The sequence below is a fragment of the Paraglaciecola aquimarina genome (assembly GCF_032464635.1).
GTDB lineage: Bacteria > Pseudomonadota > Gammaproteobacteria > Enterobacterales > Alteromonadaceae > Paraglaciecola > Paraglaciecola aquimarina.
In genome coordinates this window covers 179,382-192,105 of sequence record NZ_JAWDIO010000002.1, presented here as the reverse complement: position 1 = coordinate 192,105, position 12,724 = coordinate 179,382, and the positions used below count along the sequence as shown (strand labels likewise).

The 12,724-nt window shown below is 40.2% G+C and carries 5 protein-coding genes, 1 other RNA gene and 1 pseudogene; 3 read left to right on the top strand and 4 right to left on the bottom strand.

The features are described 5' to 3' along the window. Positions 1–36: 36 nt before the first annotated feature. The 3 genes and pseudogenes from RS130_RS01580 (at position 37) to rnpB (ending at position 4,821) form a co-directional block, all read left to right on the top strand. A pseudogene (locus RS130_RS01580) lies at positions 37–2,651 on the top strand (penicillin-binding protein 1A). Positions 2,652–2,700: 49 nt separating this feature from the next. Then, positions 2,701–4,395 (top strand): NAD-dependent malic enzyme, encoded by a 1,695-nt coding sequence (locus RS130_RS01575; protein WP_316024494.1) that lies wholly within the window; start codon positions 2,701–2,703, stop codon positions 4,393–4,395. Positions 4,396–4,452: 57 nt separating this feature from the next. Continuing rightward, an RNA gene (gene rnpB, locus RS130_RS01570) (RNase P RNA component class A) lies at positions 4,453–4,821 on the top strand. Positions 4,822–4,872: 51 nt separating this feature from the next. Here rnpB and RS130_RS01565 read toward each other — a convergent pair. From RS130_RS01565 to RS130_RS01550, 4 genes are all read right to left on the bottom strand, one after another. Beyond that, the gene (locus tag RS130_RS01565; protein ID WP_316024493.1) at positions 4,873–5,466 is read right to left on the bottom strand and encodes a hypothetical protein; all 594 of its coding nucleotides are present in this window, start codon (positions 5,464–5,466) and stop codon (positions 4,873–4,875) included. A 71-nt stretch (positions 5,467–5,537) separates the two neighbouring features. Continuing rightward, entirely contained in the window at positions 5,538–7,697 is a 2,160-nt protein-coding gene (locus RS130_RS01560; RefSeq protein ID WP_316024492.1) for a carboxypeptidase-like regulatory domain-containing protein, read from the bottom strand. A gap of 242 nt (positions 7,698–7,939) precedes the next feature. Further along, positions 7,940–9,439, bottom strand: coding sequence for a hypothetical protein (locus RS130_RS01555; protein ID WP_316024491.1), 1,500 nt, complete (start codon positions 9,437–9,439; stop codon positions 7,940–7,942). A 113-nt stretch (positions 9,440–9,552) separates the two neighbouring features. Then, positions 9,553–12,672, bottom strand: a complete 3,120-nt coding sequence (locus RS130_RS01550; RefSeq protein ID WP_316024490.1) for a CHAT domain-containing protein — start codon at positions 12,670–12,672, stop codon at positions 9,553–9,555. Positions 12,673–12,724: the final 52 nt, after the last annotated feature.

Here is a 12,724-nt window from a genome sequence, read left to right as displayed (position 1 = left end):
ATCATTTATTAAAAGTTGCCTTGGTATTATTTATCTGTGAAGTATCTTAAACCCGCCTTAATTGTCTTTTTTGCACTGTTTTTATTAAGTATAGCTGTTATTTTCGGTACTTATTTTCATATAAAATCTGACCTGCCTAGTGTGGAGGTTTTGAAAGATGTACGTCTGCAAACGCCCATGCGTATTTACTCTAAAGATGGCAAACTTATTTCTCAGTATGGGGTTAAAAGGCGGATTCCGCTTAAGCTAGAACAAATACCAGATATGTTAGAAAAAGCGGTGATAGCTACCGAAGATAGTCGTTTTTATGAGCACTACGGAATTGACCCAATCGGTATGATGCGAGCTTTCGTTAACTTGGTTATTACAGGTGAGAAAGGCCAAGGTGGTAGTACCCTAACTATGCAAATGGCAAGAAATTTTTTCCTGACCCGTGATAAAACTTTTATTCGGAAAATACGGGAAATTATTATTGCTTGGCATATGGAACAGGTTTTAACTAAGCAAGAGATTTTAGAGCTGTACTTAAATAAAGTTGAGCTGGGGCATAGAGCTTTTGGTTTTGGTGCCGCGGCTCGAGTGTATTATGGTAAAGATCTCAATGAATTGACTTTAGCTCAAATCGCAACCATCGCAGGTCTACCTCAGGCTCCTTCAGTGTTAAATCCTATTAGTCGTCCCGAGCGCTCAATAGCGCGAAGAAGAATTGTCTTGCTAAGAATGTTGGATGAAGGCTACATCAATCAACAACAATTTGAAGAAGCGGCAAGCGCAGAGGTAACTGCTGTGAAACATGGTGCCGAAATTGATCTAGATGCGCCTTATCTCGCCGATATAATTTACAATCAAATGATTGAGTTATATGGAAAAGATGAAGCTGAAACTGGGGGGTATCAAATTTATGCTACGGTCGACTCGGATATGCAGCGAGCAGCGCAAGCTGCAGTGAGAAGAAATCTACATGATTACGACGAGCGACATGGGTATCACGGCCCTGAGAGGCAATTATGGGTATCGCCCGAAGCGAACACCAACCAGACTAATGCGCCGTTATCTTCCGACCGTTCCGAACCTTTAAGCGAAGCCGAAATGTTAGAGGTGTTGCAGAATCACCCTACGTTCGAACCTTTAAAACCCGCGATAGTGGTAAAAGTGAATGAAAAAGATATCGTTATTTTTACTCAACAAGGCAAGTACAGCATTATTGATTGGGAAGGGTTAGACTGGGCTCGACCTTTTATTAATGATTCTAAACAAGGTGCAGCTCCGAAAAGTGCAGCTGATATTGTGCAAGAAGGCGCACTCATTCTAGTGCGTCAACGGCCTGAAGATGCTCACTGGCAGCTTACGCAGTTTCCGCAAGCCAGTAGTGCTTTTGTGGCTCTAGATCCTAAAGATGGCGCAGTACAGGCAGTGATAGGGGGTATAGTTTCTATCAAAGTCAATTTAACCGAGCGACTCAAGCAAAACGGCAAGTGGGTTCAAATATTAAACCCTTTATCTACTCATCGGCTTTGGCGAATGGTTTCAATATCGCTAGCATTATCAATGATGCGCCCATTACTCAATGGCAAGCGGGTTCAGGCACGGCTTGGCGACCAGAGAACTCCCCTCCCGAGTACGATGGGCCAATTAGAATGCGTGTTGCCTTAAGTAAATCGAAAAACGTTGTGTCGGTTAGGTTGTTGCGAGCGGTTGGTCTAGACAATGTTACCGAGTATTTGTCACGCTTTGGTTTTGACAAAGAGGATATTCCTAAAGATGAAACCGTATCGCTGGGTTCTGGATCGCATACACCGCTCGAAGTGGCGACTGCGATGTCGGTCATTGCCAATGGTGGCTTTTTGATTGAGCCCTATTTTATTAAAAGAATCGAAGATGAATATGGACAAACTTTATGGAAGGCGAATCCAGCACAAGCTTGCGACCCTTGTGAACAGGCGCAGGCGGAAGCTGACCCCATTGATCCGAATGATATCGAAGCGTTACTAGCCGCTGAGTTTAATACCCAATCTCAGACGACTGAGCCCGCAGAGCCGGTGTTGTCCGCGCCTAGAGTGATTAGTGCAGAAAACGCTTTTTTGGTCGCAGAAATGATGCGTTCGGCAGTACAAATTAATGGTCACTGGAACAATCGAGGTACAGGTTGGCGAACCGCATTGTTGCTTAAACGTTCTGATGTGGCAGGTAAAACAGGTACAACCAATGATGTGCGTGATACCTGGTTTAGTGGTTTTACCCCTGACCTAGTAGCGACTGCCTGGGTAGGCTTTGATGACAGCAACCGCAGGTTAGGACGCACTACGGCTAATCAGAATTTAGTTAACAAAAACCCACAAAAATTTAATTATATTGGTAATGCAATGATTGGCAGTGAAGCGGGCGCGCTAGCTGCACAGCCTGCGTGGATAAGGTTTATGCAATATGCCTTAGCAGATAAACCCACCCATAATTTGCCTATGCCGGCCAATATCATTACCTTACGCATCGACAAAAATACTGGAAAATTAACCAATAGAACTGACAAGACTTCTATGTTTGAATACTTTAGTCAAGGTACGCAGCCGACAATGTACGTAGCCGAAGATGAGATAATTTATTCCAATGAAGATGGTGAATTGAATGGTCAACAGCTAGAAGATATTTTCTAGCTTCCATAGTCACAAATCGTAAATTTAATATCCAAAGGATAAAGTTAACATGGTCAAACCCGCCCTTAAAAATGCGTTATACATTCCCCACTCAGGGCCATCGCTATTAGAAACCCCCTTGTTAAATAAGGGGAGTGCATTTAGCGCACAAGAGCGTGTTGCCTTTAACCTGACGGGTCTTTTACCGCCACGTTATGAAACCATTGAAGAGCAAGTCGAACGTGCATATATGCAGTATTCTAGTTTTGATGAACCTATGAATAAACATATTTATTTACGTGCTATTCAAGACAATAATGAAACGTTGTTTTATAGGCTGATCCAGGCGCATATTAACGAGATGATGCCGATCATTTATACCCCTACTGTGGGAGATGCCTGTGAACAATTTTCGGATATTTACCGTAGTTCTCGTGGTTTGTTTATTAGCTATTCTGAACGTCATCATATGGATGACATTCTACGTAACGCCACAAAACGAAAGGTAAAAATTATCGTTGCTACTGATGGTGAACGAATTTTGGGACTAGGTGATCAAGGTATTGGTGGCATGGGGATCCCAATTGGCAAGTTATCACTATATACCGCATGTGGCGGCATTAGTCCTGCTTATACCTTACCTGTTATGTTAGACGTGGGCACCAACAATGAAAAGTTACTAGCCGATCCAATGTACATGGGGGCTAGGCATAAACGTATCGGCCAAGCTGAGTACGACGAATTTGTGGATATGTTTATTCACGCCATCCGTCGCCGTTGGCCAGAAGTGATGTTGCAGTTTGAAGATTTTGCCCAGCCTAATGCCATGCCTTTACTCGAGCGCTATCGCAGACAAATTTGTTGCTTTAATGATGATATACAAGGTACGGCAGCCGTAGCTGTGGGCACTATTTTAGCCGCATGTAAAAGCAAACAGGTTAAGTTGTCTGAGCAAACTGTAGCCTTTGTTGGTGCAGGGTCGGCCGGTTGTGGTATTGCTGAGCAAATTATTAAACAGATGTGTAATGAAGGGATCTCAGATGCACAAGCCCGTAGTCAAGTGTTTATGGTTGACCGTTATGGTTTGTTGACCGAAGGTTTGCAAGGATTGCGAGACTTCCAACAGCGTTTGGTCCAGCCACTTGCGGCAATAAAAGAATGGTCGGTTGAAGGTGAATATGCCAGTTTGCTAGAGGTGATGGACCAGGCTAAACCCGATATTTTGATCGGTGTGTCTGGTCAAGCAGGGTTGTTTACCGAGCAAGTTATTCGCACTATGAAACGACATTGTGAATTGCCTATTATATTTCCTTTGAGTAACCCTTCACGCCAAGTGGAAGCAACACCATCACAAGTGATTGAGTGGACCGATGGAAACGTCATTGTCGCCACAGGTAGCCCATTCAAACCAGTCGCATATAAAGGTAAGATTTACCCCATTGCACAGTGTAATAACAGTTATATTTTCCCGGGGATTGGATTGGGTGTGATTGCTTCAAAAGCAGAATTTATCACGGATGAAATGTTAATGGCGACCAGCAACGCACTGGCGAATGCTTCGCCTTTGGCTATTAATGGTCAAGGTGAGTTGCTACCTCCGCTAGGGGAAATTGCTATGTTGAGTAAGAAAATTGCGTTTGACGTAGGTAAAATTGCCATGGCACAAGGTTTAGCCTTAGAGGTGCCTGATGAAGAACTGGAGCAGAAAATAGACGCAAACTTTTGGAATGCACAGTATCGACCTTATAAAAGAGTCAGTATTTAGTCGGGCTTGTTGATTTAGATTTGTATCCTTATCGCAACCTGCGTAGAATCCGCCACCGGAGTTGGCCTGGTAATCGCCGTTTAGTTTTCATTCGTGAATTTCTAAAGGGAGGAAAGTCCGGGCTCCACAGGGCAGGGTGCCAAGGTAACGCCTGGGCGGTGTAAGCCGACGACAAGTGCAGCAGAGAGGAGACCGCCTGTTTGTTATTCGTAACAAATCGGTAAGGGTGAAAGGGTGCGGTAAGAGCGCACCGCGTTGCTGGCAACAGTATACGGCAAGGTAAACTCCACCCGGAGCAAGACCAAATAGGATCTCTTATGGCGTGGCCCACGTTGAGATCGGGTGTGTTGCTTGAGCCAGTGAGCGATTGCTGGCCTAGATGAATGATTACCCACGACAGAACCCGGCTTATGGCCAACTCCAACTAATTGCGAAGTTGGCATGTCCAGAATTGGACATGCCAGTTTAACCTGTCGGTTAGTTACTTTTACTATCAATATAGGCCTGAGCATCAGCTTGGCTTGTCACGAAATAACCCGTTTCATTTGTGGCACACAGCGCAGAATCCACCTGTTCATAACAATGTAACCAGCCACCGATATCAGCGTTGTAGGCTATTTTTTTGACAAACTCACCCTCACCAAAGTTTATCCGTAAGTTACCATTCTCCAGTATGTTGTAGGTCCCATTTTCTAGTATGTCGCTATCACAATTGTCGAGTGTATACGCGCCATTTGATGCAAAGCTTATCGGTTCAATGACATACCCAGGTACATTGCAATCTGCTGCGGTGGCATACCAAGCATAATAAAAGGTATTGCCCCAAAGCTCTTGGCTAGTAAAGCTAAGGCTAGCGGCATTTCGCATATAGGCTACGGACGTGATAGCTTGGCTGTTGTCTACTTTCCATTCAATCTCATACCTTTTAATATCTTCGGTATAAGCGGTTGGTGTGATGACTAGGCTAGTGTTGTTTGCCCATTGTGCTTCAATTTCGCCGGTCGCATTCACAAGCCAAGTGCCTGTTTCGCCTCGTTGATCGCTAAAAGTGCCGTTTTCTGCAAAGTTCATGGCACTAACCAAACTTTCATTTGCTGAAAAAACACTAAGCAATTGGTTATGTAATTCGCTGGTGTCGAACATTACACTAGGGGCGTTATTATTGGGTCTGTTTTTGGCTCTAATAACTCGGCGGCTGAGGTCATGACTGTGAATACGGTATAGAAAAAATCATAATCAAAATCTTGTCGTAAAATTGCAGCCATGCCTTTATCTGTTTGATAGACGGGTATTAACGTGTAGGTGATATATCGACTACAACCTGTATTTTGATAGTTGCGACAAGCAATAGTTGAAGTACCTGCTACGTCATCTTTTCCTGTGATTATTTGCAATGAGCCGTCGGCTAAAACCGACCACATGCCATAGTTAGTGGTATTGAAGTATTCTCCGCCGTTTTTGTTGTCTCGAGTGTAATACTCAGCACCGCCATCGGCGTGTAATTCGGCCCATATTTTGAATTCAGGTTCAGTTGAGGTGCCATTAATCATCCAATAAATTCCCGCTAAAGAGTCGGCTTGCCATTGTGTATTATCTTGGGTGATCGTTCCTTTACTGATGCTTGCGTTATGTACAACACCACTTTTGAGTTCTTCAAATAGGAAAAAATCATATGTGCTAGATAGGGGCAGTTTTCTGTAGCGAACACTAAAATCCGAAGCTTCATTGGAAAAATTAGAGAGCTCCAATGCGCCGTCGGTTACTTTCCAATTTAAGGTGTTGTCGTTTAATAAACCTGTCGCAGAACCATCTGTATTAAGTTGATAGCGTTCGGCAATAATCAAACCGTTGTCGTCATTGACAGCAGAGTCCAAGCCCATAAAAGCGATAACAGCTGTGGATATTTCTATGTCTATAAATGGACTGCCTTTAAAGGCCAGTTGCACATGTTGATAGTGTTGTTCAACATCTGCAAATTCACCTTGTGGATAAAGGGTGACTTGTGTTTCAGTCACCAGTAAAGTGTCCAAATTAGCAGAGCTGCTTAAGCGTTTTAATACGTAGCTTTTGGTGCCATATTGTTTTTCTACGCTAGCTTCTTGGCCATTAACCGTTCTGGTTTCATATTTAGATGTGAGTGAACTGGGATCCATAGTTATCACTAGCTCACCCTCTGTTTGTTGCCATGTAAAGTCAGCATTTGCATACTGACCCGTGTGGTCGCTGTTGAAATAAACCACTGAGTTTCTAGCTAAGCCATTTTCTGGTACATAATAATAAGCTTCGGGAACATTCCAGGTACTTGTTACGTCGGCTAATAATGGATCTGAGAATATGTCTTGTTTGGCTTGCGTATAAGCGGCTGAGTCTTCAACTTGTGCTAGATACGTTTTGGTTAAAGTACTGTCTTTGACTAGATCAAACGTATTGGCCGCTCCTGTTGGTAATGCCAGACTGGTATCATTTGCTGACTTGTCGATAGCGACTTTGATGGCGGCAGCTAGGTTCAAGACTTGATTGTAATCTAGCTTTACTAACTCGGCTATTAGTTGTTGGTCGGTGGTGATATTTTCACTGTTGCCTTGGGTTAATAAAGCATACTGTGCAGTCGTGATATTGGTCACTTGTAAAGCAAAGTATTCTTGTGCTGACAATTCACTGTCGTCCCCCGTCAAATCTAACAACTTATTTACGGTGCCCAACATAGATACCAAGCCGGCGTTACTTTGTTCTCCGGTGCCATTTGCTTGAATTGTCACAAAAGCGTCTGCTAGCGAGTCATCAATATTTAAATCAATTGAGTAGGTGCCATTTGCGTCAGCAGAGGCGGTAATAGGTTCATTCATGCCATTGATTTGTACTTGAATATTGGCATTGGCAATGGGGGAGTCGGTAATCGTACCGGTAAGGGTAAGAGGAATCGTTAACTGTTTAATTGAAAGGTCAATAGACGCTGACTTGTCATCGCCGTCATCGTCGACCACGGTTAATGTTAATGTGTGCAGCGTATCTTCCATCACCTCCGGTAGCGTCACCGTTACTGTATCGGTTGTCACACCGTCTAATATTAGGTTACTTTGGCCACTACTTATTGCCCATGCATAACTGGCAATTGTGCCATCAGGGTCATTAGCGGAAGCTGAAATACTGATAACCGATTTCTCATCCGCTGTAATACTATTTTCAAGCACAATCGTTGGTGCTTTATTAGCAGGCTCAATTGTTTTTGGATCATCACTACTACTGCCACAAGCGGTCAAAAAAGTGAATCCGGCCATGGTAATTAAAGGTAAATAACGCATAAATTTATCTCCATTAGTTTATTGAGCGTCATTCGGGTAGTGATGCGAGTAGAGAAACTCTCTCAGGTAAACTGGAAATTAGTCGATTGAATATTGACTTGGTTAAATAGCGAGCAAGAACATGATGCCCAAAACCTAAAACATGCTTGAGAATAACAAACATGTTTTAGAAGGCATTTGATTAGTTAAATGATTATCAGAGTTGGTGGAAAATTATACAGTATGATGACTTCTTTATATCACTAGTTTTCATCGCCACCAATTCCTTTCCAAATATCATCAAATGTCGTTTGCCAAGTTACGTAAACTTTAAAAGCGTCAGCTTCGCTAATGTATTGGCCCTCATCATTTTTCGCTTTTTTTGACACTTCGATGTTTGCACTGCCACCTATAAACAGTCTACCTGTGCCCATTTTGTATACAGGTAATTGTCCACGTAGCTCTATTCTGCGGCCTTTTAGCGGTTCTGATTTTCCATACATAAAGTCAAAATAAGTCTCTTCGTTGCTACTAAAGCGAAAGCCGCCGTAATAACGATCTTGGAAATTGTCATTAGTATCTGTGATGCGGCCACCTGCAGTAGCAATTAAACCAAAAGCGTGTTCTTGGTAAGTCTTGGCACTTTTACTGCCTCGACTACCAAGATAGATTGGATAAAAAATACCGAGTTCATATTCAATTGCGTCAAAATCGTCAGAGTTTGACGAAGTTTCATTATTACCGTTGTTACTGTCGTCACTATTGTTATCAGTTACCCCCGCAGCACTTTCAGATGCACCTGTCACAACAAAGTTCCCGTATACATGAGGTACGTGATACCACAAACTTCCACAACGAAATTCTAGGTCACATTCACCTTGATTGTTTTGACGCAGTCGTTCTACTTCTTTACCTAAACGAAGGTAGGTTAATAGTCCCAACCTCACTGTAGACTCGCTAAATAGTGAATTTACGTTATTGTACTCAATACCCGTATAAAACTGATAAGAAAGCGAAACATCTCGCCATGAAGGGATTAAAAATTCATCTCCAGACGTACCCAGCAATGTATTGATTTTCTGAATTAGCCCTTTAGACGTCGAATTTGCTTTAAGTGCTTCAGACACGTCGAGCTTGCCTATCTTCTGATTGCTCAACCAAATTATTTCGTTAGTTTGATTTTCTAAAGAAGTCTTAATGGAAGTGAGAGAGTCTTTTATTTCTCTAATTTCAGCTTTTTGGTTGGTATTTATAGCCGTTGTTAATTTGCTGGCACATGCTGCTACTATTTCGGATGTTTTATTTATGCTAGTTTTTAAATCTGTTTTGCTTTGTATATTTGCATTCAAATTTTGAGCTATATTTTGAGGATTACAGCTCGCCACAAAGCTAGATTGCTGTATGGTATCCAATTGGGAAATCAAATTATTATCATCGTTGGATAGTTTTTGGCTAAGCGATTTTTCAGTGATGCATGACTTAATACTGCTCAGTTTTGCCTTGATCCACTCCTGCTCTATAGCCACCTCTTTTGTATAATCCGGCTTGGTTTCGTTGGTAAAGTTATTAGCTAGTTTGAGAAAATCAATCGTTCCTTTGTTTTTCGCGTCGCACTTAACATTACCCGCTTTTAAACTGGAGGTTAAACATGATTTGCTAGCTTCACTAGCACATGAAAATGTAATGCTTTTTTCTTGCGCAGCGATATTTTTACTACTAATAAACGCAACCACCATAATGGCAGTTTTCAATAGTGTTTTCATAATGTTTCCTCTTAGTTGTGGATCAAAAGGAAGGTGATGTGAGAAATGTAATTCTCTCAAAAAATTATAAAATTAGTTTAGGTCTATGGTTTCATATTGTTTGTTTGCGACGGTTAAGACAAAACCCGCCCAATGTTTCGGATTGCGATAACGGCCCGAAGAAGCGAATTTTTTTGGGTTTGTTGTAAGGCAATGGATGAGTTTTTCGAAACTGCCAAATTTTGATAAAAATATTTCATAAACTCCGCGGTTGAACGATCTTGAACGGGCCATAAGGTACTAATCACTGAGCCTGCACCTTGGGTTAGAAAGCCTCGAGCCATACTTCGCATGCCCGACCCTTTGTAATATTTGCCAAGCATGGTTTGGCAGCCACTTAAGACAACTAGCCTATTTCTAAAAGGTTCAATAAGTAATTGATTTAAGCTCAGAAAATTTGCATTTTGACTATGCTTTGATGATGTCATTAAGCCAATTAACTCAGGCCTATTTGGTTCATAGTAGCCATGAGTCGCTATATGTAATACTTGTGATGCTCTAGTTTCTGAAGACATTAAAAATTGTGCTGTTGCCTCTTCTTTCATTCCAATATTAGGAATAATATTGGGCAGAGCATGTTGGATATACATTACTTCCATTCTAGTACCAAGGTATGAAACCCATATTCGAGAGAGACTTTTTTTACTACGAGTTGAAGAGTCGGTTCTGTTATTTTTACTGGAGTCAAACTGTGCGGCAAATATTGATATAGGCGTTAAATTTTTAACTAATTGTATATCTTGAATGTAAGAGTTAATTGCCGTCGTGAAAACAACGGGAGTTATATCGATTAATGGCTGATAAACGCCATCTATATTGGAAATATTGAGCATTGAAAAGGGAAACCGAAAAAGTTCGCCATCCGGTACAATTACTAGTTTATTGGAGGTGCGATGTCGTAAAAGGTCTAAAGGTAATAATTGCTCCGCCAACCAGTTATCTTTTAAATATGATTGTGGAATTGATATTGTATTAGTCGGCGAGTCACCTACGATTTTTTTGTACTGCGCATAGGTCATTATGAACTTAATATCTTTTGATGTAGAAGTTACCACTAATGAATATACTTTTTCATTTACGATAAAGTATCGAATGAAAACTTCGTTCGAGTCAAAATCGATATTGCTTGTTAGCTTCTGTTCAATTTTGAGTGTTTTATTACCTTGGTCATATAAGCTAGCGTTATATACCTCTCTTGTTTTATCCAAGTATATGTATTCGGTATTTTTATCGGTAGAAAATAAAAAATCCTGTTCTTGTTTTAAATAGCTTTTTAAGGCTAGGCTTTGAGCTTCCTTCGTTATTGAGGACTTTCCTGTATGCCTTCTATATATACTTTTCTCCTTATCAGGCTCTAAAGAGTAATGGTTCTCCAATAAATCTAGAATTTTATTAACATTTGAGTTTAAATTTTGAGTATTTATTAAGGCGCCTAAGTATGAACTGGTAAAATCAAAACGTGCTTGATTCCAAGCTTGAGGGTTAATAACATTAAACCTATGTTTATTAATTAAATTTATAGCTTTATGTGAAAAAAGCTCAAACCATCTGCCGTGGTCATCATTTTGGTGGAGTAGCATAAGTAACTTAAATACTTCAATTTTTTTCAAAGGATACTGATTGTTTTCTTCAATAAAAATACGATCTGAGTAAAAGTTTTCATAACCTAAAATTGAGCTTAATTCTGCCATCGAAGTTTTCCACGTATCAACCCCCTCAGTATCTTCAGTAATTTTTAGTTCTAAGGCAGAAGTTAACTTGATGATTATTGCGTCAGCTTTGGTGGTAGGTAAGGTTCTGAAGTCCTGTAATACTTTTTCAGAATAATCATTTGCTTTGCTAAATTTACCTTGTTTCAATTCTAATTTGGCGAGCTCGTTATAAGCTACGAGCTCGTAATAGTCGTTAGTATTTCGGACTAACGAGATTGCGCATTCTAAATAATTTCTGGCTGATGAGTATCGTTCCTTATTTCTATAAACGGCCCCTAAAAATACTATCGTTCGAATAAAGTAACTCAGTGTATTTCCTTCATATTGGCAGTTTAAACCATCATTTATATAGGTATTAAGATTGTTACCACTTCTATTTAACGCTCTTTCAAAATATCTAATGGCTATATCATGTTCACCTACAAGATAATTAAGAAACCCGAGATTCAATAATATAGGGAAGATTTGATCGTTAGTTGCCTCTTGTTCATACTGTAGTGCGGCAGTCATAAAGTGGTGGGCTCTTGCGTATTTTCCTTGCCGAATCAATGAAGTAAATATCAAATTGGTAAAATCAAAAATAGACTCCATTATCTCTATTGAATGCTGCATTTGTGCGAGCCCTTTTTCTGCAGCTAACTCAGCATGTATATGTAATTCATTATGATTAAAGTACAGCCATAAACTTCTCAAAATTTGTACATTATGCAGGCTATTATTGATAAAAAAGTGATGTGAAAACATAAACAGGTTTGATGCAAGCGTATAAACAGGCCCTCCGACATTCAATTTTTGATTGATTACAGCAGGGAAGAGTGTACTAGTGTGAGCCGTTAAAACTCCACATTTATTGTTAAAATTTAATTGGTCTTCGCTTGACAAATTCTTGGTGTTGCGTGCGTACTCATACATATCTGCAGCAAGTTTAGTAATACGAACTAGGTATTTCTCTTCAGTTAGGTCTATCCCTCTAACAGCCAATAAATTAAGAATGTGACAATCGGTGATAATTTTTTCAATATGATTGTCTAATGAATTAAAAATATTAGGATGTTCGACAGTTGGGGATGCGTTTGTAACATTTATCGTATATAAATTTAGTAATAAATGAGTTTTTATATTTGGGCTTAGGCTACTTTCATAAATATTTGAATGTAATTCAGTGAATGATTGAATAGTCGTTTGTTGTTTGAACTGTTTTAAATTTTTGAGTAGTAAGTGTAATTGAGTGTATTGGTTTTTGGTTAATTCTATTTTTTCAATTTTACCAGTTTCGTTGCTTACAGTACTAGTTATGTATATATCCTTGTCTATAGATAAGCTTGATTTGGGTATGAGTATGTAGCTAGTTTGAAATGGAATGTCTGTAACAAATGTCTTTATTGCAGTTTCTGAATGACCTAAGTAAAGATTAGCTTCAGATATATTTTTAAGTTTCAATACGTAGTTTTTTTCATTCTCTAATTGGACGATTTTTTCCATTGTCTGCGCACAAATTCTGCTGCTGATCAGTGTGCAGACAATGAAAATTAGG

Bases quoted from the DNA above. Each gene is read 5' to 3' on its own strand.
- RS130_RS01575 (WP_316024494.1), top strand. From the start codon at position 2,701: ATGGTCAAACCCGCCCTTAAAAATGCGTTATACATTCCCCACTCAGGG.
- RS130_RS01560 (WP_316024492.1), bottom strand. From the start codon at position 7,697: ATGCGTTATTTACCTTTAATTACCATGGCCGGATTCACTTTTTTGACC.
- RS130_RS01555 (WP_316024491.1), bottom strand. From the start codon at position 9,439: ATGAAAACACTATTGAAAACTGCCATTATGGTGGTTGCGTTTATTAGT.
- RS130_RS01550 (WP_316024490.1), bottom strand. From the start codon at position 12,672: ATGGAAAAAATCGTCCAATTAGAGAATGAAAAAAACTACGTATTGAAA.
- RS130_RS01565 (WP_316024493.1), bottom strand. From the start codon at position 5,466: ATGAACTTTGCAGAAAACGGCACTTTTAGCGATCAACGAGGCGAAACA.